Raw genomic sequence first — 21,229 nt, forward strand, 5'->3', positions numbered from 1 at the left:
GTCAATTTTTGGGATCCACGAAGACCGGGGGGAAAACTTGAAGACCTTTAGGAAGGGAGGCGCGGTTTCGGGACTGGGCTATTTCCCGATCTCCTTGAGCAATTGGATCAAGCGATTGTAATCCGCCTCTTCGATGTGGACGAACTGGAGGCCATAACGATATTCTCCATAGCTCTCCCTGGCAGCAAAATCAGACCACACGATTTTGGCCACCGCCTTGATCGTGTTGAACTCCAAGCCCTGGACGTAAAGAATCTCTATTTTAAGGAGCTCACCGATCGCCAACCGCTGGGGTAAATACACCAGAAGTCCACCCTCGCTCACATTGGCGACCATTCCTCCGTAGGTTTCCTTTTCTTCGATCCGCGAGTAATCGAGGGGGAACTCCGCGGCATACCGGGGGTGTTTCCTCTTCTCAACGGCAAAGACCCCCATTCTTTTTTCTGGGTTTGTTCTGTTGTTCATGACCATAAATTGTGCATATTCAATGCCATCTACAGGAAATGGGGTTTGCAAATGAGATTTAGAGTCTAATTTGGTCATTTTTTTGCCAAGGCGGTATCTTTATTTGCGGTTTTTTGTAAAAATAAGAATTTGCAAAAAAAATACCAAATATATAAAATTTTTTATTTTTGTGAACATTAAAAAAATGTCTGTAAATTCAATTGGTTATTAAATTACCTATCCAATGCCTATGAAAAAATTTTTTCACTTGACCCATTCGGCCTTGGCTTTATAGAATTCTGCCTCCTCCGGGATCTTTTTCTCCAACATCATTTTGGCCTCTTCGGTCAAGCTCCTGTAATGATCCATCTCTTGTTTGATCCTGTCCCTTTCTTGCCGGATCTGTTGCCTCGCGATGGTAGTCTTCGCATCGTTGAATTTTTCGGTAAGCTCGTTATATTTGACTCTCAATTCCTCCAATTTTTCTTGGGCCGATTTCAACCGCTTCCTCCATTCTTCGACTCGGTTTCTCCAGTATTCTTCACCCCTTCCCAACCGGTCCTTATAAGGCTCGCCCTTGCTCTCTCTCGGGGAGGCCTCCCCTGATCTGAGCGCGGGCCTTTCTTCCTTCACCCCGACTTCATCTGCCTTTGACCGGTATTTTTCGGGGACATTGGTTGGGTCGTCGGTAAAATGGACCACCCCTTTCTCGTCTACCCATTTATAGATCTGGCCATAACTCACTTTGGTTATGCCGATTATGAGGAGAAAAAGGAGTAATTTTTTCATCGGCCTCATTTCAGCAAATTTTATGCCACTTTTTTATTTTTCCATTGATATTTTCGAGGATATCTTTTATAATATATCTGCCGGTACATCAAACCATATCACCTCCTATTTCACCCCCATTTGGTGTACTGGCGGGGATCAGTTATGGCCCTCCTCTAACTGATCCCTTTTTATTTTTCACGAAAAATTTCCGTTTCTATAAAACAATCCCAACCATAAATCAACCCCAAAAAATTTAAAAGTGGATTGATATCGATCTGTTTCAATCGGTTTTCACAATTTTTGTTCATACCCTGTTGAAAACCGGAGCTCTTCCCCCCGGCAGATGCCTTTTGGCCTTAGGATTTATCATTTCGCCTATTTTTTGGGCATCAAAAATCCTTTGATTTTTGCTTTGTTGGAAAATTCTTGGATGGGGATTGGGGCGATGGCCCTTCTACCGGTTTTTCTCGAGGGGGTTGAAATACTCCCGAATCCTGCCCAGCACGATATGGGGGATGTCCTCCTTCTTTTTTACGAGGAAGAGGCTGATGTTCTTTTTCTTTTCGACGGCCTTCCCAAAGCGTGAGGCGTAGGGATTTTCACCGATATGCACAGCGGTCACCCGGTTTTGGATCTTTCCAAAAAAACTGATCAACGATTCCAGATTGGTGATCTTCATGTCCGTGATGATAAAGAGATCGGGTTCCTTTTTCCTTTTGATCAACGGAAGGATGTCCTCCAGGTCAAGCGCCGTCCCCCCGCCGAAATATTTACACAAGGCCCGGTAAATCTCCTGACGATTGGTTGTATAATCGAGGATCTCCCGCCCTCCCATGGGTGCATCGCTGAAATTGTACACGGCCACCTTCGAATTGTTCTTGAGATAGGCATTGGTGACACAAGCCGCTCCCAGAACGGCATAGGAGAGGTTTTTTCGAGGGTTGATCATGCTTCCAGACGAATCGATGATGATGAGGCAGTCTGGTGTGCCCTCCATCCTCCCTCGACCCACCCCCTCTTTCTTCTTCCAGGTCTGGGTGATCCCGGGCATAATTTTCCCGAAGCTGGTCCAGATGTCGATATCCTGGAACGGGGCCCCCACCTCCCAAGGGGCATGGGAATGGGGGTGGAGAACACCCGATGATTCGAGAGGAAGTTTTTTAAGGGGGATGGAATAATTCTCGGCCAGTTTCATGTAAAAAAGAATATCGGCATCGATGGCCGTTCCCTTGCCACGCCCCATGCCCCCTTCCATTCCGTATCCTACTTCTTTCAGCTCTGAGGAGAAATCTTCGACCACCTCTCTGAATTCCGAGAGGACCATGGTTTTTTGAGCGTAATCCCTCAACCCCTGATCGATCTCCTCATAGGTATAGTGGTTCAAGTCATGCTCTCCCAGGGGGTTGGAATCCCCCTTCCCTCCGCCGGACTCCTTCCTTTGCTGCTCCATGACGAGAAGGGGTTTGATCGACCGGGCAAACTTCCGGATGCTTTCCATCCATCGGGACCGGTCCAGATAGGGGATTCTCGCAAGCCTCCGGATGACCTCCTCGTGGGCTTTCTTGGAGGTGGAGATGCCCAGATCGACCCCCCAGATTTTTTGGTAGACCGAGGCGATCACCTCCTCCACCGGGCCTTTTTTTAAGTTTCGATACAGTTCGGGGATGTCGGTCGGACGTTTCTTGACACAATGGGTGTCGGCGATCATATCGATAAAATGGGCGGCGGCCCGTTTAGCAATCTCCTTGTCGCCCATCACTTTCTTGGCCTCTGCGTAAAGGGAGAGGTGAGTTTGAAAATCCCATGGGCAGAAGGTATAGTGAGTGATCCCGTGGTCCAGGAGGGCCTCGATCAGCACCTCCTCATCCATCTTCCCCTTCATGGTCGTGACGAAGGCGGGATTGATGGTCAGCTGCTTCTCTTTCATCTCCAAGCCGACCCTATCGTTCCCCTCGTTGCCTTCGCCACCTTTGTCCTCGATCTTCCCCACCTTCGGCATGGGGATCTCGGGATAGAGGTGCTTTCTCCGGAGCCTGGGCCACATTTCTTCAATGAGGGCTTGGATCCTTTCCTCTTCCATCCTTCCTCTCACCCTTTAGTAATATTGGTTGGGGAATCGGGCCTTTCCTGGGTAGACGAGCCGATCCCTCTCGTATATTTTCCCCTCGACGATATTCCCGAGCCCCCTCACTCTCCCTTCCGCATAGATCTCGCCACCCATCATCCATTCGCCGGTATGAAGACCGATATTCTTTCGGACAAGAATCTTTCCGGAGCGCATCCCCGCCCCGGTCCAATTCTTTGTATTTCCTTCGATGATCAACTCGCCCCCCTCGAGGCCGATCCCGGTAAAATCGCCGGTATCGCCCTCGATGATCAATCGCTTCCCTTTGGGAAGACGGAATCCGATGAGGTTGATCTCCGTCTTGAGCTCCGAAAGTTTCAATACGATCTCCTCCTCCTTCGCATAATTGCAGAGGGCGGAGATGTAGATCCCGGCCGGTCCCGGAATCAGGTAGGGGCCCTTCTGGGGGCTCTCGAGGGCGAAACAGAAGTCTTCGATGTCCTCGGCCGTATAATCGATCTCCTTCACATATTTCTCTGCCACCTCATAGGCTCGAATGATTGTATTGTACTGGACCATCCAGACCAGTTCCTTCGCCTCTTCTTCGAGAAGCTTTTCGTAGCCCTGGCGGATCTGATTCATGGTCGCCTCGGTCGTCTGAACGATCCGGTCCAGAGGGATCTCTTTCGGTTGATAAGTATAGGTCGTAAATTCCTCAAAAGGATTGAGGAGTCGCCGTAGTCCCTGTCCGAGAGAGAGATTCACGGAATCGTCACGGTCCATAAGGCCCCCGATCAGGGCTGGATCTTCCGGTGGCGGAGATCCTTCTTGATTTCAGCATAGATGGGGTGGTCCCCTTCCAGCGGCTCCAAAGACTCCCCCTGAAAAATCTTGGACCCCAAGGCCAGGGCATCCTTCAAGTGCTCGCTCTGCTCCCTGTAGCGCTGAGAAACGATCCTCACCGCTTCCTTGGCGAGGAAGATCTGGAAGGGATCATCCCGCTTGGTCTTCTCCTTCTGGGAGAGCACCTCCTCTTTCCATTGAATCCGATGGGAGAGGGCAAAGGGGGTGATGGCTTTGACATGTTCGAGGTCGATTTCCGAATCGCCCAAAAACCAAGCCAACCCCTGGGAATAGAGCTTGATCGAGGCGGGGAGACGGTTGGAGGCGCAATTTTTGATTTGGTGGCAGAGATAGCCCGTATAGTGGCATCCTTCCTCACAATGTTCGACGATCCTCTTCTGTCCGTAGCGATCACAGAAGGAGAGCTCGGCCAGCAGCATCCGGGTGAAGGCACTTGCATCCAAATCCCACTCCAGACGGCTCATCTCGGCCCGGATCCGGTCGCGGTCCTCCCGCCGTAGCGGCGCGATCCCCAGGGCCTCTCGGAGGTAATCCCCGAACATGTTGCAGGCCTCCTCCAGCTTTGGGAGTTTCTTCTCATAGGCGACCTTCGACTTCAGGATGCGATGGAACTCCTTCTCAAATTTGGGATGCCGGAGGATCTGATCCTTCTCCTTCAATTTGCCGATGGAAAAGGAGAGGTTGGGACCGGGATATCGAGATTCCACGATCACGTCGAACCGATCCACGAGGGGGGCGATGATCGTATTCGTGCCCCCGTCCTGATAGTTGGCCGTGGCAAAGAGGCAATACTCTTCGTTGATGATCATCTCGTTCAGATATTCCCAGTTTCCACGGTCGACGCCATCGAGGATCATGCTCTGTTTGGTCTCGGGAAGGCGGTTGATCTCGTCCACGATCTTGACCGGCACCTGGGAGAAATTGGACCAGACCACATCCTCCTCCCCCCGGTTCAGTTTCCCGAGGTCGGGTCTTCCGATGATCTTCTCTTCGGTCTGTTCGGGATGGCCCGAGACCTCGCTTCCCCAGATCACCCCGAGGGGATACTGGTAGATCAAGGAGCAAACAAACTCGGCCGAGGTCGTTTTGCCCAACCCTGGCTCTCCGATGATCAACTCCTTCCCCCTGACGAGACCGGTCAAAAGGCTCAAAAGGATGGTGGAGTTATACCACTCCCCTTTGATTTCCACATCGGGGCGGTTGAAATAGAGATGGTCGCTGATAAATTCATAAATGGTCTTGACCTGTTGTTGATAGCCATTCTTTTCCACGTTCGAACCCTCTTTTTCCCTCAAGTTAAAACACCTAAAAATATCATAACACGGTCGCTCGTCGAAAGACAAATCGGAGATCAGAGATTGGTCTCGTAGGAGGTGAACCAGGCGCCGGAGGTGAGGGCCCTCCTGGCCGCCTGGCTCAGTGGGCGGTCGTGTCGATGGTCGAGGGCATAGACCCGGCAGATGGCCACCTTGGCTGGGATATACTGGAAGAGGGTCCGGAGGGGTTCTTTTGAGACCCTTCGGCTGGCTGGGTCGTAGATCAACAGGGTGGTTCCGGCCGTGTCGTGCCAGGGGTTGAGGGGTCGGGGATCATGGTAGGCCATGTCGACATGAAACTCCACCTTTCTCAGGGAACCGGGCAGAAACCGTTCGATCCTCCTCTTCACCTCTTCCGGCGTCAGGAAGGTAGCATGACCGACCTCCATCTCCTGAAGGGTCAACCTCTCTTCGAAAACGCTCCTCCATTTCAGCTTCCTCGAAAGGATCTCCGCCCACTTCTCTCCCAATCTCCTCTCCTTTTGAGAGGTCGACCGCTTCCACTCCGCCACCCGTTCCATGAGGAACCAGTCCGTGAGGGTGAGATATTGGTCGATCTCCTCTAAGGGGTGGAAGGGGCAGAGGATCTCCATCGACTCCCGGAAGATCTCCTGGAGCTGAAGGTCGATCGAACGCGTCGTCCGATGATAGTAGACATTGGAATAGAGATAGAGTCGGGCATTGAGGAACATGGCCAGGGCATCCATCCCTTTCTGGTCCAGGACCAATCCCTCTTTCTTGAAGGAGGTGTAGTAGAGCAGGCGCCTCCAGTCGATCGGACCGATGGAGACCCCGGTCATATAGGCATCCCGAAGGACGTAATCGATGTTGTCGCAGGTGTAGATCCCCCTGAAAAGGTGTTGGAGGAATTGGAGCCATTTGGGTTGGTTTCGTCCCCCGGGTGGAGAAGGTCTTTTGATGAGAAAGGCCACCTGTTCAGGGTCGAGGGTCTCGGTCGATCGGAAGGGGCCGCTCAGGCTCCTCCGGATCTTTTTAATAAGAGGGCCGACCTTCTCCCGAATCAGGTGTTGTCCGATCTCCTCATGGTTCGTTTGAAACCGAACGAGGTACTGTTCGTCGAAAAAATGGCAGAAAGGGCCATGGCCGACGTCGTGAAGGAGGCCCGCCACCCTCAGAAGGCATTCCAGATAGGGGAAAGAAGGAAGTTCGGACCGAAACACTTCGAAGAGGGAAGGGTAGAGATGCTGGGCAAAAAGCCCTGCCAGGTGCATCGTCCCAAGGGAGTGTTGAAAACGGGTATGTTCTGCGGAAGGAAAGACCCAACGAGCGCTCTGAAGCTGAAAGATGCGCCGCAGCCGCTGGACAGGGGGAGAGTCGATGAGGTCCCTTTCCGTCTTTTCGCCCGGAACCCGGTCGGTCATCACGATATAATGATAGATGGGATCAGCGATCAGGCTGGTCCACTGACCTTCGGGAGCCTTCCCCCTCCTATTTTTATCGTCCCTCATTGGGTTTCTTGAGCAGGCCGGGGCTGCCTCTCTCTGGCCTGTTTAAATTTGACCTTTCCGGCCGCGATCTCCCGGAGGGCGGTGACGATCGGCCGGTTCTCTGTCTCGATGAGCGGTTTCGCCCCCTTCATCAGCATCTTGGCTCGTTTGGCAGTGAGGATGACCAGATCAAACCGGCTCTCCACCTCTTTCAAGCAGTCTTCCACCGTGACTCTCGCCATAAGGATCCTCCTTTTTTCGTCTCTCTTCAACCATGATCGACTTCAGACGTTTTACCGCATCCTCGATCCGGTCGTTGACGAGGAGATGATCATACCAGTGGGCCTCCTTGAGATCCTCCTTCGCATGGGCGAGGCGAAATTGGATGGTCTCATGGGAGTCCAGTCCCCTGCCCACCAATCTCTCCCGGAGGACCTCAAGGGACGGGGGGAGGACGAAGATCAGGACCGCGTTTCGCAGTTTGGCTTTCGCCTGCCTGGCCCCCTGCGGATCGATGTCGAGGATCAGATCGATCCCTTCCTCCCTCAGGGCCTCTTCCTGGATCCGCGCGGTTCCGTAATAGTGGCCCAGCACTTCCGCCCATTCTAAAAATTGATCCCCCTCGATCATCTTCCGAAAGACCTCTGGGGTGACGAAGTGATAATCGACCCCCTCTCGCTCATTGGCCCTCGGAGGTCTCGTCGTGTAAGAAACAGAAAACCGGAGGCCCGGAAGCTCCTCCAGGACCCTTCGGATCAGGGTCGTCTTGCCGGCCCCGGAGGGGGCCGAGAGGATGAAGACCAACCCCCTTCCTTTCCCTTGATCGAGACCCTCTGGCTCCTGTCCCATCTTCTCCCTCTTTCAGGCTTGGCGGATTCGCCTACTCGACATTCTGAACCTGCTCCCGGATCTTTTCCAGCTCGCTTTTGATCTCGACCACCCGTTGAGACATATAGGCGTCGCTTGCTTTGGAGCTGATCGTGTTGACCTCCCGATGGATCTCCTGGAGCAAAAAGTCCATCTTCCTTCCCACGGCCTCCCGCTCCTCGAAGAGGCTGGCGAGCTGTTGAAGATGGCTCTTGGTCCTGACGATCTCCTCGGTGACATCGAGCCGCTCCGTCAACAGGGCGATCTCCTGCTGGAACCGGAGCGGGTCGACCTCCACCCCTTGGAGAAGCCCCTTCAGCCTCTCCCGAAACCTCTCCTGGTAGGCTTCGAGATGGGAAGGGAGGCGGGTTTCGATCGCCTCGAGGTGATGTTGAATCTGGGACAATCGTATCCGGAGATCTCTTGCAAGAGCCTCTCCTTCTGCCCGTCTCATCTCGTCCAGGCCGTCGAGAGATCTCTGGAGGATCGGGAGCATCTCCCTCCAGTAAGGCTCCACCTCTCCGGATTCTTCCTTGGCCACGATCACGTCTTTGGCCCCCGCCAACAACTCCAGCGTAATCTCCCCTTGAAGATGGAATCTCTCCTTTAATTCGAGGAGGGCCCGGACATACTGATCGGCGAGCTCCGTGTCGATTTGGAGTCGGATCTTCTCATCTGCCGTGGCCTCCAATTTTACCGAGAGATCGATCCTCCCTCGAGAGGCCCGGGACCGGATGAGCTCTCGGATCCTTGGTTCAAAGACGCTCAGCCGTTTCGGAAGTTTGAGGTTGATGTCGCTGTAACGGTGGTTGACGGAACGGACCTCCACCGTCAGCCTCCCCAGCGTCGTCTCCCCTTCCCCTTTTCCATAGCCGGTCATCGACCTCAGCATCTTCGCCCTTGAGTCTCCCTGAGTTTCAGAAGATAACGTTTACGGATCTGGTTGAACATTTGGAGGGTCTGTTCCTGCCGGTAATCCGGATAGGTCCATTCCAGGGGTTGGAACGACCCCTTCCTGTAGATGAGCGTCAAGTCGGCGTAGATTCCCTTGGAAAGATAGGGCCGATGGGCATACCCCTTCGTCGTCGCCAGAACGATGTGCTCGAGGCAGAGGTATCCGGGATCGATATTGACCTGCCTACGTCCCTCGACCGTGGACCATCTCGCCTCTATCCGATTCGTATTCAATTTGATCTCGGGCAAGGACTCCCTGGGAATGAGGGAGGCGAAGGTGACGAAATGGCGAAACAGGCCGGTTCCCATTTCCCTGGCATAGTAGTCGGTGAAATCGAAAGGCAGTCTCTCGCTCATCCAATCGATCGCTCCGTACTCCTGTTGCAAGTCCTCCAAGGCCTTACCCAAAATGGATTCTGCGTTGAAAATCACGCTCATAAATAGGGTCACCGGCAGGGGCGTTCTCGGCTCTCCCAAGGTTCACCCCTTCTTCAGGTAGATGAAAAATTCCTTATTCCCCTTGGGTCCCAGAAGGGGGGATTCGACCACGCCGAGGACCTCCAGCCCGAGGTCTCGACAGTGCCCGGCGATCCGCTCGATCACCTTCTGATGGAGGCGAGGGTCGCGAACCACCCCTCCCTTCCCGACCTCCCCCTTTCCCACCTCAAATTGGGGTTTGATGAGGCAGAGAATCCGTCCCCGGGGTTGAAGGAACTGGAGGAGGTGAGAAAGAAACTTCTCCACAGAGATAAAGGAGGTGTCGATCAGGATCAGATCGATCGGCTCGGGGATCTCCTCCCTCTTGAGGTAGCGGACGTTTCGCCTTTCTAAATTCACCACCCTCGGATCTTGTCGAAGGGTCCAGGCGAGCTGCCCATATCCCACATCGACGGCATAGACCTTTTTGGCCCCTTCCTTCAGAATGCAATCGGTAAACCCTCCGGTGGAGGCCCCGACATCCATGACGACCCATCCGGTGGGATCGATCTGGAAGGCCTCGACCGCCCCTTTCAACTTCCTCCCCCCCCGGCTCACATAAGGCCCCTCCTCCCCGAGAAGCCTGATCTCCGCCTCGCGCCGAACCCAGGCCCCAGGCTTATCGACGACGGTTTCCCCGACGAGCACTCTCCCTTCCATGATCAGGGCCCTGGCCTTTTCACGGGTCGAGGCCAGGCCGCGCTCGAGGAGGAGTTTGTCGAGCCTTTCCCTTCCCGTCACCCCTCGACCATCGCCTTGGCCTCGCGGAAGATCCCCTTCTCATCGAGTCCATACTTTTCTCTAAGGAGCGATTGAGGGCCGTGCTCGATGAAACGGTCTGGAAGCCCCAACCGCTTCACCGGGATGGAGAGAAGCCCCTGTTCTTGTAAAAGTTCGAGGACCGCGCTTCCGAACCCTCCCATCAATACGTTCTCTTCGATGGTGAGGATCCGCTTGACCTTTTTAGCCCAGTGGCAGAGGAGATCGGCATCGAGGGGCTTGAGAAAGCGGCTGTTCAAGACGGCCGCCTCGATGCCCACCTCTTCGAGCCGTTTTGCCGCCTCCAGGGAGGGATGGACCGTCGAGCCGATGGCCACGAGGAGGATGTCCTTCCCCTCACGGAGTATCTCCCCTCGCCCGATCTCGAGAGATCGAAGGGGTTCCCTCCTTTGGACCCCAAGCCCCCTTGACCGGGGATAACGAAGGGCGACCGGAGAGGGACAGCTGATGGCCGTTTTTATCATGTGTCGAAACTCTTCCTCGTCCTTGGGGACCATGACGATCAGATTGGGAATGGATCTGAGGTAAGAGAGATCGAAGAGCCCGTGATGGGTCGGGCCATCCTCTCCCACGATACCCGCCCGGTCGAGGGCGAAAACGACCGGGAGGTTTTGGAGGCAGACGTCCTGGTGGATCTGGTCATAGGCCCTCTGGAGAAAGGTGGAATAAATCGCCACGACCGGTTTCAGGCCCCCCAAGGCCAGCCCTGCGGCAAAGGTGACCGCGTGCTGTTCCGCAATCCCAATGTCATAGAACCGATCTGGAAACCTCTTCGAAAACTCCTCCAGCCCCGTTCCGCTCTGCATGGCTGCGGTGATCGCAACGAGCCTGGGGTCTTCCATGGCCAGCTCGCACAACGTCTCTCCGAAGACCTCGGTATAGGTGGGAGGGGAGGAGGGAGGGATGGGATTCATCCTTCCGGTCTTGAGGTCGAAAGGCGGGACGCTGTGGTAAAAGGAGGGGTTCTCCTCCGAAGGGGGATATCCCTTCCCCTTTTTCGTGATGACGTGGACGAGAAAGGGACCCTTCAATTTCTTGATGTTCTGGAAATTCTCAATCAGGTGTTCGAGGCGATGGCCATCGATCGGCCCGATGTATTTCAGACCGAGCTCCTCGAAGAGGAGGCCGGGCATGAAAAGGCCCTTCAGGGACTCCTCGGCCTTCTTAACAAATCGGAGGGCCGACTTGCCGATGCCCGGAAGGGTCTCTAAAAATCCTTTCATCTCGTCCCGAAAACGATTGACAAATTGGCCGGTCATCAATCGATTCAGGTAAGAGGAGAAGGCCCCCACGTTCCTCGAAATTGACATCTCATTGTCGTTCAGGACCACGATGAGGTCGCGCTCGAGGTGGCCGGCCTGGTTTAGGCCCTCGAAGGCAAGGCCCGCGGTCATGGAGCCGTCTCCGATGATGGCAATGGCCCTCCCTCCCTCTCCTTTGAGCCTCAAGGCCTCGGCCATGCCCAGGGCGGCGGAGATGGAGGTCCCGCTATGGCCGGAGTCGAAGGTGTCATAAGGGCTTTCGTCCCTCTTCGGAAAACCGCTGATCCCCTCGTACTGTCTGAGCGTATGAAAACGGCTCCGTCTCCCCGTGAGCAGTTTGTGGGCGTAGGTCTGATGGCCCACGTCCCAAAGCAGCTTGTCCCTCGGCGGGTCAAAGACATAGTGAAGGGCGATGGTCAGCTCCACCGCACCCAGATTGGAAGAGAGGTGTCCGCCGTTTTTTGAGACCGTCTCCAGGATCTCCTCGCGGACCTCTTGGCAGAGCCTTCGAAGTTCTTCAAGATCGAGCGATTTCAGGTCGTGGGGGTGTTGGATCTGATCTAAGACCTTGCCCATCGTTCACAAATCCCTCCGGACGATATATCTTGCGATCTCCCGGAGCGGATCCGCCTCGGACCCGAAGGGCTGGAGGGCACTGACCGCAGATTCCACCAGCTCCTCCGCCCTTCTTTTAGAGGCTTGGATTCCCATGACGGCCGGATAGGTGGCCTTCTGCTTCTTCACATCGCTTCCGGTGCTCTTTCCCATGATCTCCGATTTGCCCTCTATGTTCAGAATATCGTCAACGATCTGAAAGGCCAGGCCGACCATCTTCCCGTACCGGGAGATGGCCTTCAGGGCCTGCTCAGACCCTTGGCCGAGCAGGGCCCCTGCACGAACGGAGGCGAGGATGAGGGCACCCGTTTTATGGGTGTGGATGTACTCCACCCTGGCGAAGTCGACCTCTTTGCCTTCCGATTCGATATCCGCCACCTGGCCTCCGACCATCCCATAGACCCCTGAAGCCTTGGCCACCTCATGGACCACGCTGAGGACGATCCCGGGATTTTGGGTGGGGTCCCGGGTCATCAGGCAGAAGGCCTCGGTCAACAAGGCATCACCCGCCAAGATGGCGATGGCCTCTCCGAAGACCCTGTGGCAGGTCAACTTCCCTCTCCGGTATTCATCGTTGTCGAGGGCGGGAAGATCGTCATGGATCAACGAGTAGGTATGGATCATCTCCAACCCACAGGCAAAGGGGAGGATCTGATCGCCTTGGCCTCCCACGGCCTCGAAGGCGGCCATGGAGAGGATGGGTCGAATTCTCTTTCCGCCGCTGAAGAGGCTATGGCGGATCGCCCGACGAAGGGAAACGGGATAGCCTTGCCCCAGATCCAGACCCTCCAAAGGGGGAAAGAGCTCCTCCAAGGCCCGGTCCACAATCTCCCGTTTCTCTCTCAAATAAACCTGGATGTCCATCGGATCGCGAAAGCCCCTTTGTCCACCTTTCCCTCTCTCATTCCTCCTCGCCGGCCGGAGATTCGGAGAGACTCGAGGGATCGAAGGGTTCTGCTCTCATCTCCCCCTCCTTCCCTTTCAGAAGGATCTCCACCCGTCTTTCGGCCTCCTCCAGTTTCTTCGAGCAGACCCGGGAGAGCCGAATCCCTTCTTCAAACAATTTCAACGACTCCTCGAGGGATATATTTCCCTCTTCGAGGCGGTTCACGATCTTTTCCAGTTTATTCAAGGCATCTTCGAATCTCTCTTTCGCCATAATCGCTTCTCGACCTCTTCCTTAAGAGAGGGAAAACCGGCCTCGGCCTGGGATTTCGCTCCTGTTGGTTATCAAATGTTTAATAATAATTTTTTCTTCCCTTGATCGTCAAGATTCAAAGCGGTCCTCCACCCTGCAGTGCAACCTCCCCCGGCTCAGGGTGACCTCCACCTCTTCCCCGCAGGTCACCTCCCTGTAATCCCGAACGATATCGAGGGAGGGCATCTTCCTCGTCAAGCTGTAGCCCCGTTCGAGCACCGCCAAGGGGTTCAAGGATTCCAGCTTTCCAACGATCCCTCTCCAAGCCTCTCTTCGGACCTCGATGAGGTGACCGATCCTCTGATTCAATCGATGGCCCCAATCGGCAAGGGCAGACCTGTGCCTCTTGATCTTTTGAGCGGGATTCTGGAGATGAAGCCGTTGGGTGAAAAAGTCCACGGCCTCCTTCCTTCTTCCGAGCTCGGAGAAGAGGGACCGCCTGAACCGGAGGCCCAGATCGTCCAGCCTCAAATAAGCCTCCTCGATTCGCCTCTTGGGGTCGACGAGGGCCTTGAGAAGGTAGGCCAGCTCGGACCGGTAGCGGCCGATCCCTCGACCCATGGTGGTCTCGAGCCGGTATCGGAGATATTCGATCTGACGCTGGACCTCCCTTTTATCTCTTACGACCATCTCGGCTGCGGCAGAGGGAGTCGGTGCCCTCAAGTCTGCCACAAAGTCCGCGATGGTGTAGTCGGTCTCGTGCCCAACGGCCGAGATGATCGGGATCTTCGATCGGTAGATGGCCCGTGCCACCGCCTCATCGTTGAACGCCCATAAGTCCTCCAAAGCCCCTCCTCCCCTTCCCACGATGATCACATCCACGTTTTTGCAGCGGTTGAAGTATCCGATGGCCTCCACGATCTCCTGAGGGGCCCCCTCGCCCTGAACCCGGACCGGATAGAGCAAAAGGCGGACATTTTCAAAACGGCGATGGATGATCCGGATCATGTCCTGGATGACGGCGCCCGTGGGGGAGGTGATGATCCCGATCGTCTGCGGCAGGAAGGGGAGCGGTTTCTTATGGGAGGGGTCGAAGAGACCCTCCTTCTCCAGCCGCTCCTTCAATTGCAGAAAGGCCAGCTGGAGGGCGCCCAACCCTTTGGGCTCCATCGCCTCCAGGATCAGTTGATACTCCCCCCTCTTTTCATAGAGGCCTATCCGGCCCCTGCAGATCACATGGAGACCATCCTCGGGAAGGAATTTCAAGGTCCTGGCCTGGGTCCTGAAGAGGACCGCCCGGATCTGGCTGAGGTCGTCTTTCAGGGTGAAGTAGAGATGCCCCGAAGGCGGAATCCTCAGGTTGGATATCTCCCCCTCGACCCAGAGGTCGGGAAACCTTTCCTCGAGCATCTCTTTGATCTGTTGGGTCAGCTCCGTAACGGTAAGGATGTATCGGAAAGGTAGCTGCATGCCTTAGCTCATGAGGACTCCGTTGCCCCCGCTTCCACTCCTGAGTAAGGGATGGAACCGAAACAGGCCTGCCCGATCCGAGGGTAAAAAGGATTCCCGATCGAAGAAAAGGGCCTCTCCCCCTCAGACCCAAAAAACTTGTGGAGGCTACGGTCTAAAGCTCCTCGATCCGATGTGCTTCAACCCGTTCTGAAACATGGGCCTCTTGGGCCAAATCTCCCATGGAGACTTCAGAAATCCTTCGGATTTGCCATCCGGCGAGATAAAACGGAAGGTCCCCTCTGATCACCCGGTGAAGGCCGGCGCCATCGGAAGCGGCCTTTCTTCTCGACTTGCCAAAAATTTTTGGATCATCCCAGTGGGGCTCCCCTTGGCTATTGGCATAATATAAACGGAGATAGAAATGCAACCTGTCTCTTTTCGCATCTTCATACTCTGAACCTCTCTTCGGCGAGGGTGAATTGACACCCGTTTTCAATTTAGTTATAAACTTCCCGTTGTCAGGGAGGATTTTTTGGCCCCTTTTACGCTGTCAGAGATGCGCGAGATTGCAAGGGCCGCCTTTCTAAAGGCGGTTTCTGCGGTCGATCCTTACGACAAACTGAAATCGATCCTGCACCTCGACAAGAGTCGCTTGATCATCGACCCCCCAGACCGGAAGGAAGAGGTCTTCCCTCTCGATCAATTTGACAGGATCTTCCTCGTGGGCACGGGTAAAGCCTCGTCCCCTATGGCCAAGGCCATCGAAGAGGTCATGGGAGATAGAATCTTCAAGGGGCTGATCACCACCAAATACGGCCATGGCCTTCCCTTGAAGTATACCGAGGTGATCGAAGCCGGCCACCCGATCCCCGATCAGAAGGGGCTCGAAGGGGCCCAGAGGATCAAGGCGCTCCTGCAGGAAACCGGTCCGAAGGACCTCGTCTTCTTCCTCCTTTCGGGAGGGGGTTCAGCCCTTCTTCCCCTTCCTGCCGAGGGGATCACGCTCGAGGAGAAGCAGGAGTTGACCCAGCTTCTGCTCGACTGCGGGGCTGACATCAAAGAGATCAACACGATTCGAAAACACCTCTCCCAGATCAAAGGGGGATGGTTGGCTCGATGGGCTTACCCCTCCACCGTCATCACCTTCATCCTTTCGGACGTGGTGGGAGATCCCCTCGACGTGATCGGCTCCGGCCCGACCGTTCCGGATCCCTCCACCTTCAATGAGGCCTGGGAAATCCTCAAGAAATACGACCTGATCCACGAGGTCGCCCCATCGATTCTGGAACATCTTCGTGCCGGGGTCGAAGGGAAACTTGAAGAAACCCCCAAGGTGGGGGATCGGGCCTTCGAAAAGGTCCGTCACCTGATCATCGGATCAAATATCCTTGCCCTGATGGCTGCAGAGAAAGAGATCTCCCGGGCAGGTTTCAACACCCTCACCCTCTCCTCCTCCGTTGTGGGAGAGACGAGGGAGGCAGCCAGGTTCCACGGCGCTCTCGTCAGAGAGGTCTTCGCCACCGGAAGACCGGTGCCAAGGCCGGCCTGCCTTCTCTCGGGTGGGGAAACGACGGTGACGATCCGCGGGACCGGCCTCGGCGGAAGAAACCAGGAGTTCGTGCTGGCCGGCGCCATCGAAATCGATGGCCTTGAAAAGACCGTCCTTCTGAGCGGGGGGACCGATGGGACCGATGGCCCGACCGATGCCGCGGGCGCCCTCGCCGACCATCGGACGATTGCGAGAGCCCGAGAGATGGGCCTGGATCCCTTGAAGTTCCTCCAGAATAACGACTCCTACCGTTTTTTTGAACGCTTGGGCGACCTTCTGGTCACAGGTCCGACGCGGACCAACGTGATGGACATTCACATCCTTTTAATCGATTGAACTCCCCCCCGCAGGACGGCACGGGGGCCTATCCTAAAACCCCCCGAAAGCCAGGAGACCTCCTGCTGGACGATACGGAAAGAGGAACCGATGAGCTACGAGCTGACCGTTTCATCGCGATTCTCCGGAGCCCACCGGCTCCGTTACCTCCATGGAAAATGCGAGGAACTGCACGGCCACAACTGGAAGGTGGAGGTTTCGGTCTCGGCCACCAAATTAAACCGGGAGGGGGTGGCCATCGACTTTAAGATTCTGAAGCAGAAGGTGGAGAAGGTGTTGAAGACCTTGGACCATACCTTCCTCAACGACCTCCCCTATTTTTCAGGCGTGGAACCCTCCTCCGAACATATTGCCAAGTATATCTTCGACCATCTGAAGAAAGAGTTGAAAGGGACCTCCGTCACCCTCAAAAGGGTGACCGCCTGGGAATCGGAGGACGCAGGGGCCACCTATTACGGGAGATAGGATGGACGACGTCCAGAACAAGAAGGATCACCGAAAGATCGAGATCAACAAGGTCGGGGTGAAGAACATCCGTTACCCCATCACCGTCCTCGACAAGGCCAAGGGGGTCCAACATACCGTGGCCAGCGTCAACATGTACGTCGACCTCCCCCATCGCTTCAAGGGGACCCATATGAGCCGGTTCGTGGAGATCCTCAATAAATATAAAGGGGATATCGCCATCAAAAATTTTTCAAAGATCCTCAGGGAGATGAAGACCAAACTGAGGGCCAAATCGGCCCACCTGGAGGTCGAGTTTCCTTACTTCATCGAAAAGGAGGCGCCGGTGACGCGCGCCAAAAGCTTGATGGAGTATATCTGCCGGTTTACCGGCTCGAGCAACGAGAAGGAGGATTTCACCGTGGGCATCGTGGTGCCGATCACCACCGTCTGCCCCTGCTCGAAGGCCATCAGCGAGGCCGGGGCCCACAATCAGCGGTCGATCGTCACGGTCAACCTCCGGTTCAAGAAGTTCATCTGGATCGAAGACATCATCCGCCTGGTTGAGGAAAGCGCCTCCTGCGACCTCTACTCGATCTTGAAACGCCCCGACGAAAAGTACGTCACCGAGAAGGCCTATGGAAACCCGATGTTCGTGGAGGATGTGGTGAGGGAGGTGGCCAGGAAGTTAAAGAAGGATAAGAACATCACCTGGTTCACCGTCGAATCGGAAAACTTCGAATCGATCCACAACCACAGCGCCTATGCCTTCGTGGAGAGAAATTCCAATCCCTGATCAGAGCTTCAGGACCTTCCGCGCGATGTTGAGCCTCTGAATCTCGGACGTCCCGTCCAGGATCTCCTCAAATTTCACCTCCCGCCAGTACCTCGAAATGGGATACTCATCCATCAGGCCGTATCCCCCATGGATCTGCACCCCTTTGTCCGCGCACCGTTTGGCCACTTCCGAGGCGAAGACCTTGGCATAGGTGGAGGTGGCGAAATAGTTCTCTTTATTGTCTTTCTGCCAGGCCGCCTTGTAAACCATCAACCTGGCCAATTCGATCTCCATGATCATATCGGCCAGCTTGAACTGGATGGCCTGGAATTTCGAAATCGGCCTGCCGAACTGCTCCCTTTCCTTGGCATAGGCGAGGGAGACATCGAAGATGGCCTGGGCCAATCCCACCGAATGGGCCCCGAAACCGATCCGGCTGGTCTGAAGGGCCATCATGAATTGATTATAGCCTCTCTCCGGATTCCCCAGGATATTCTCCTTGGGAACGCGGCAATCGTCGAAGATCAGCTCCCGGGTCTCCGAGGCCTTCCAGCCCATCTTTTTATATTTCTCTCCGAACGTGTAGCCCGGTGTGCCGGTGGGGACGATGATATTGGATATCCGTTTCCTCGACCCAGACCCCTCTCCGGTCACCGCGGCGATCACCACCAGGCTATTGTGCTTCAGGCCTGCATTTGTGATGAACTGTTTGGTCCCGTTGATCACCCATTCGTCCCCGTCCAAGACCGCCTTCGTTTGAATCGCATTGGCGTCGGAGCCTGCCTGGGCCTCGGTCAGGCCGAAGGCCCCGATATGCTCTCCGGTGGCCAGGGGGGTCAGCCATTTCTCCTTCTGTTGTTCCGTCCCGAAGGTGAGGATGAGGTTCATCGGAAGGGTGACCGAATCGAGGAGAGAGACCCCGAGGGAGGCATCACCCCGGCTGATCTCCTCGATGGCGATCATCGTCGAAACCCAATCCATCGCCCCCCCGCCATACTCTTCGGGGATCGGGATTCCTACGATCCCCAGCTCTCCCATCTTCTTCCACACCTCGTACGGAAACTGGCCCGTCGCATCCATCTCCTCCGCGATGGGGGCCACCTCGTTTTTAACGAAATTCCTACAGAGATCGCGGATCATCTGCTGTTCGGTGGTTAAGGTGAAATCCATTCCTCCTCCTCCTTCTCGTCCCTCATTGGTGGGCCTCTCTCGGTTGGAAAAATTATTAACCTAACTCAAAATCAATTGTCAATCGAAGAGATTCGATCCTCCTTTTTATCGTTTCAGAAAAGGATCGACGACGGGCGCGAGGTCGATATCGAAATCGTAACGCACCCGAACCGTCGGCTGATCGATCCTGATCTTTCGCCTAAGGTCAGCCGGCGTGGCCAGGACCACGGTCTCACAATCCGAATTCCGGAGGGTCGCCTCGAGGTCCCGGATCTGCTCTTCCGAATAGCCCATGGCGGGTAGGACCGTTTGAATGTGAGGATACTGTTCGAAAACCTCCTTCAAGGTGCCGACGGCGAAGGGCCTGGGATCGACCAGCTCAGCCCCCAACCTCCTCGAAAGGGCCGCCCCAGCCCCTTCGGACATGCCCCCGTGGGTGAGGGTGGGGCCGTCCTCGATGACCATCACCCTTCGGCCCTCCACCCAATCCGGTCGCTCCGCCTCGATCACCGAGGCCGTCTCCATCACCCTTGCCGAAGGATTGATCCTAAAGATGTTTTCGTGGATCCGTTCCAGGGCCTCCTTCCCTCCCTCATTCACCTTGGTGATTAGGATGAGGTCGGCCCTCCGGAGGTTCACCTCTCCGGGGTAATAGCTTCTCTCGTGGCCGGGGCGGAGGGCATCGATCAGGACGATTTCGAGGTCAGAGCGGAGGAAGGGAAAGTCGTTATTGCCCCCGTCCCAGAGGAGGATCTCAGAAGACCCCTCCGCGGCCTTCAGGACCTCCTCGTAGTCGACGCCCGCATAGACCGTGATCCCCTTCTCCACCAACGGCTCGAACTCTTCCCTTTCTTCGATCGTGCAGGCCTCTCGGTCGACCTCCTCGAGGGTTGAAAATCGGAGGACCGGTTTGAAGGTGCAGTAGGCCATGGGATGCCGAATCACGGAAACCTTCACCCCCTTCTTAAAGAGCAGGGAGGCCAGCTTCCGGGTGATCACCGACTTCCCACAACCGGTCCGCACCGCGCAGACGGAGATCACCGGAAGGCGACTTCTCAGCATCGTCTCGTCCGGCCCGAGGAGGATAAAATTCTTGCCCAGGGACAAGACCAAGGAGGCTTTCGACATGAGCTCCTCGTGGGAGATGTCGCTGTAGGAGAAGGCGACCAGTTGGGCCCTTCCTTCGGCAAGCAGGCGAGGAAGGTCCTCTTCCGGATAGATCGGGATCCCTTCGGGATAGAGGGGTCCGCTCAACGTCGGCGGATAGGTCCGGTGGGCGATGAAGGGGATCTGCGAGGCGGTGAAGGCGACCACTCGATAGTCGGGCCGATGCCTGAAGAAGGTGTTGAAATTGTGGAAGTCCCTACCTCCGGCTCCCATGATGATCACGTCCACGACCTCTTTCCTCATCGTCCCGACTCCAATCCTTATCCCGCCATCCAGGGAAGGGGAAGGAAGATCTTCTCGTAAAGGTTGAACGCATACCGGTCGGTCATGCCGGCCAGGAAGTCTATGACGCACCGCTGCAAGGAATCATAGAGGGTCTGTCTCTCGATCAGGGTCAAAAAACGGTCGGGATGGTCCATGAAGAAATAGTAAAGTTCTCTCAGGATCTTGGCCGCCTTGTGAAAATCGGCATGGACCGTCTCGTTCTCGTAGACCCGCTCCCAGAGAAACTCCCGGAGGTCCCACATGGCCGAGTGGACTTCCTCGGAAATGGAGAGCCTTCCCCCTCCGACCCGTAACGACTCCCGGACGATGTCCTGGACCATCGTGTTGATCCTCTCCGAATGGGTCCTCCCCAACCGTCTGAGACAGGGCTCGGGAAGGTCCTCCAAAGAGATCACCCCGCCCCGGATCGCATCATCGATGTCGTGGTTGATATAGGCGATCATATCGGCCAGACGGACCACCTGACCCTCCAGGGTCGAGGCCATGGAGGCTTGGTCTTCGCAAAGGATTTCACCCTTCCCTTTGGAATGTTTCAAGATCCCGTCCCGGACCTCAAAGGTGAGGTTTAACCCCTTTCCATCCTTCTCGAGAAGGTCCACGATCCGGAGGCTCTGCTCCGCATGGCTGAACCCACCCTGGAGGATTTCGTTCAGGGTCTCCTCCCCCGCATGGCCGAAGGGCGTATGGCCTAAGTCGTGGCCGAGGGCGATCGCCTCGGTCAGATCCTCGTTGAGCCGAAGGGCCTTGGAGATCGTCCGGGCAATTTGGGAGACCTCGAGGGTGTGGGTCAGCCGGGTCCGGTAATGGTCTCCGGTGGGAGCGAGAAAGACCTGGGTCTTATGTTTCAACCTTCGGAAGGACTTCGAGTGGATGATCCGATCCCGGTCGTGCTGAAAGGCCGGCCTCAGAGGACATTCCTCTTCGGGAACGAGCCTGCCCTTGCTCATCGAGCTCAGGGTGGCAAAGGGCGAAAGGGTCCTTCGCTCAAGCTCCTCCAGCTGCTCCCTTATGGTCCTCCGATCCCCGAGATTCAATTGACAAGCCTCC

General features: G+C 55.6%; 21 protein-coding genes. 3 read left to right on the forward strand and 18 right to left on the reverse strand.

The window, feature by feature from the left end:
• Nucleotides 1-78 precede the first annotated feature (78 nt).
• The 15 genes from N3G78_01095 to xseA form a co-directional block, all read right to left on the reverse strand.
• Entirely contained in the window at nt 79-465 is a 387-nt protein-coding gene (locus N3G78_01095; GenBank protein ID MCX8116510.1) for a PilZ domain-containing protein, read from the reverse strand.
• A 243-nt stretch (nt 466-708) separates the two neighbouring features.
• The gene (locus N3G78_01100) at nt 709-1,233 is read right to left on the reverse strand and encodes a DUF4124 domain-containing protein (protein MCX8116511.1); all 525 of its coding nucleotides are present in this window, start codon (nt 1,231-1,233) and stop codon (nt 709-711) included.
• 436 nt (nt 1,234-1,669) lie between these two features.
• A complete protein-coding gene (locus tag N3G78_01105; protein MCX8116512.1) occupies nt 1,670-3,295 on the reverse strand; it encodes a VWA domain-containing protein in 1,626 nt (541 codons plus the stop codon).
• A gap of 15 nt (nt 3,296-3,310) precedes the next feature.
• Nucleotides 3,311-4,063: a hypothetical protein gene (locus N3G78_01110; protein ID MCX8116513.1), complete on the reverse strand. Its 753-nt coding sequence runs from the start codon at nt 4,061-4,063 to the stop codon at nt 3,311-3,313.
• 11 nt (nt 4,064-4,074) lie between these two features.
• The gene (locus N3G78_01115; protein ID MCX8116514.1) at nt 4,075-5,415 is read right to left on the reverse strand and encodes an AAA family ATPase; all 1,341 of its coding nucleotides are present in this window, start codon (nt 5,413-5,415) and stop codon (nt 4,075-4,077) included.
• An 80-nt stretch (nt 5,416-5,495) separates the two neighbouring features.
• On the reverse strand, nt 5,496-6,929 hold the full coding sequence (locus N3G78_01120; protein MCX8116515.1) for an HD domain-containing protein: 1,434 nt from the start codon (nt 6,927-6,929) through the stop codon (nt 5,496-5,498).
• A complete protein-coding gene (gene rpoZ, locus N3G78_01125; protein ID MCX8116516.1) occupies nt 6,926-7,150 on the reverse strand; it encodes a DNA-directed RNA polymerase subunit omega in 225 nt (74 codons plus the stop codon). The genes N3G78_01120 and rpoZ overlap by 4 nt, the downstream gene beginning before the upstream one ends.
• Nucleotides 7,098-7,757 carry a guanylate kinase gene (gene gmk / locus N3G78_01130; protein ID MCX8116517.1) on the reverse strand — a complete coding sequence of 220 codons (660 nt, stop codon included), beginning with the start codon at nt 7,755-7,757 and terminating at the stop codon, nt 7,098-7,100. The genes rpoZ and gmk overlap by 53 nt, the downstream gene beginning before the upstream one ends.
• Nucleotides 7,758-7,788: 31 nt before the next feature.
• The gene (locus tag N3G78_01135) at nt 7,789-8,667 is read right to left on the reverse strand and encodes a YicC family protein (protein MCX8116518.1); all 879 of its coding nucleotides are present in this window, start codon (nt 8,665-8,667) and stop codon (nt 7,789-7,791) included.
• Complete coding sequence (locus N3G78_01140; GenBank protein MCX8116519.1) at nt 8,661-9,206, reverse strand: DUF4416 family protein; 546 nt, start codon at nt 9,204-9,206, stop codon at nt 8,661-8,663. Before N3G78_01140 ends, N3G78_01135 begins: the two co-directional genes overlap by 7 nt.
• Nucleotides 9,207-9,209: 3 nt before the next feature.
• Complete coding sequence (locus N3G78_01145) at nt 9,210-9,947, reverse strand: TlyA family RNA methyltransferase (GenBank protein ID MCX8116520.1); 738 nt, start codon at nt 9,945-9,947, stop codon at nt 9,210-9,212.
• On the reverse strand, nt 9,944-11,824 hold the full coding sequence (gene dxs / locus N3G78_01150; protein MCX8116521.1) for a 1-deoxy-D-xylulose-5-phosphate synthase: 1,881 nt from the start codon (nt 11,822-11,824) through the stop codon (nt 9,944-9,946). Before dxs ends, N3G78_01145 begins: the two co-directional genes overlap by 4 nt.
• Nucleotides 11,825-11,827: 3 nt before the next feature.
• Entirely contained in the window at nt 11,828-12,727 is a 900-nt protein-coding gene (locus tag N3G78_01155; GenBank protein ID MCX8116522.1) for a polyprenyl synthetase family protein, read from the reverse strand.
• Between the two features lie 37 nt (nt 12,728-12,764).
• Complete coding sequence (locus tag N3G78_01160; protein ID MCX8116523.1) at nt 12,765-13,022, reverse strand: exodeoxyribonuclease VII small subunit; 258 nt, start codon at nt 13,020-13,022, stop codon at nt 12,765-12,767.
• Between the two features lie 108 nt (nt 13,023-13,130).
• Nucleotides 13,131-14,471 (reverse strand): exodeoxyribonuclease VII large subunit, encoded by a 1,341-nt coding sequence (gene xseA / locus N3G78_01165; protein ID MCX8116524.1) that lies wholly within the window; start codon nt 14,469-14,471, stop codon nt 13,131-13,133.
• A gap of 538 nt (nt 14,472-15,009) precedes the next feature.
• Here xseA and N3G78_01170 point away from each other — a divergent pair.
• The 3 genes from N3G78_01170 to folE2 all read left to right on the forward strand — a co-directional run bounded on the left by N3G78_01170 (nt 15,010) and on the right by folE2 (nt 17,578).
• The gene (locus N3G78_01170) at nt 15,010-16,338 is read left to right on the forward strand and encodes a glycerate kinase (GenBank protein ID MCX8116525.1); all 1,329 of its coding nucleotides are present in this window, start codon (nt 15,010-15,012) and stop codon (nt 16,336-16,338) included.
• Nucleotides 16,339-16,428: 90 nt separating this feature from the next.
• A complete protein-coding gene (gene queD / locus N3G78_01175; GenBank protein MCX8116526.1) occupies nt 16,429-16,803 on the forward strand; it encodes a 6-carboxytetrahydropterin synthase QueD in 375 nt (124 codons plus the stop codon).
• 1 nt (nt 16,804) lies between these two features.
• Nucleotides 16,805-17,578, forward strand: a complete 774-nt coding sequence (gene folE2, locus N3G78_01180; protein ID MCX8116527.1) for a GTP cyclohydrolase FolE2 — start codon at nt 16,805-16,807, stop codon at nt 17,576-17,578.
• Here folE2 and N3G78_01185 read toward each other — a convergent pair whose 3' ends face one another.
• From N3G78_01185 to N3G78_01195, 3 genes are all read right to left on the reverse strand, one after another.
• Complete coding sequence (locus N3G78_01185; protein MCX8116528.1) at nt 17,579-18,730, reverse strand: acyl-CoA dehydrogenase family protein; 1,152 nt, start codon at nt 18,728-18,730, stop codon at nt 17,579-17,581.
• Nucleotides 18,731-18,835: 105 nt separating this feature from the next.
• Nucleotides 18,836-20,140 carry a GTPase gene (locus N3G78_01190; GenBank protein MCX8116529.1) on the reverse strand — a complete coding sequence of 435 codons (1,305 nt, stop codon included), beginning with the start codon at nt 20,138-20,140 and terminating at the stop codon, nt 18,836-18,838.
• 17 nt (nt 20,141-20,157) lie between these two features.
• On the reverse strand, nt 20,158-21,216 hold the full coding sequence (locus N3G78_01195) for a deoxyguanosinetriphosphate triphosphohydrolase (protein ID MCX8116530.1): 1,059 nt from the start codon (nt 21,214-21,216) through the stop codon (nt 20,158-20,160).
• Nucleotides 21,217-21,229: the final 13 nt, after the last annotated feature.

This window comes from Thermodesulfobacteriota bacterium, assembly GCA_026415035.1.
Classification (GTDB): Bacteria; Desulfobacterota; BSN033; order BSN033; family UBA1163; genus RBG-16-49-23.

What these genes read in the sequence shown, in the direction of transcription:
- N3G78_01095 (MCX8116510.1), bottom strand. Translation starts at nt 465, where the DNA reads ATGAACAACAGAACAAACCCAGAAAAAAGAATGGGGGTCTTTGCCGTT.
- N3G78_01100 (MCX8116511.1), bottom strand. Translation starts at nt 1,233, where the DNA reads ATGAAAAAATTACTCCTTTTTCTCCTCATAATCGGCATAACCAAAGTG.
- N3G78_01105 (MCX8116512.1), bottom strand. Translation starts at nt 3,295, where the DNA reads ATGGAAGAGGAAAGGATCCAAGCCCTCATTGAAGAAATGTGGCCCAGG.
- N3G78_01110 (MCX8116513.1), bottom strand. Translation starts at nt 4,063, where the DNA reads ATGGACCGTGACGATTCCGTGAATCTCTCTCTCGGACAGGGACTACGG.
- N3G78_01120 (MCX8116515.1), bottom strand. Translation starts at nt 6,929, where the DNA reads ATGAGGGACGATAAAAATAGGAGGGGGAAGGCTCCCGAAGGTCAGTGG.
- rpoZ (MCX8116516.1), bottom strand. Translation starts at nt 7,150, where the DNA reads ATGGCGAGAGTCACGGTGGAAGACTGCTTGAAAGAGGTGGAGAGCCGG.
- gmk (MCX8116517.1), bottom strand. Translation starts at nt 7,757, where the DNA reads ATGGGACAGGAGCCAGAGGGTCTCGATCAAGGGAAAGGAAGGGGGTTG.
- N3G78_01135 (MCX8116518.1), bottom strand. Translation starts at nt 8,667, where the DNA reads ATGCTGAGGTCGATGACCGGCTATGGAAAAGGGGAAGGGGAGACGACG.
- dxs (MCX8116521.1), bottom strand. Translation starts at nt 11,824, where the DNA reads ATGGGCAAGGTCTTAGATCAGATCCAACACCCCCACGACCTGAAATCG.
- N3G78_01155 (MCX8116522.1), bottom strand. Translation starts at nt 12,727, where the DNA reads ATGGACATCCAGGTTTATTTGAGAGAGAAACGGGAGATTGTGGACCGG.
- N3G78_01160 (MCX8116523.1), bottom strand. Translation starts at nt 13,022, where the DNA reads ATGGCGAAAGAGAGATTCGAAGATGCCTTGAATAAACTGGAAAAGATC.
- xseA (MCX8116524.1), bottom strand. Translation starts at nt 14,471, where the DNA reads ATGCAGCTACCTTTCCGATACATCCTTACCGTTACGGAGCTGACCCAA.
- N3G78_01170 (MCX8116525.1), top strand. Translation starts at nt 15,010, where the DNA reads ATGCGCGAGATTGCAAGGGCCGCCTTTCTAAAGGCGGTTTCTGCGGTC.
- queD (MCX8116526.1), top strand. Translation starts at nt 16,429, where the DNA reads ATGAGCTACGAGCTGACCGTTTCATCGCGATTCTCCGGAGCCCACCGG.
- folE2 (MCX8116527.1), top strand. Translation starts at nt 16,805, where the DNA reads ATGGACGACGTCCAGAACAAGAAGGATCACCGAAAGATCGAGATCAAC.
- N3G78_01185 (MCX8116528.1), bottom strand. Translation starts at nt 18,730, where the DNA reads ATGGATTTCACCTTAACCACCGAACAGCAGATGATCCGCGATCTCTGT.
- N3G78_01190 (MCX8116529.1), bottom strand. Translation starts at nt 20,140, where the DNA reads ATGAGGAAAGAGGTCGTGGACGTGATCATCATGGGAGCCGGAGGTAGG.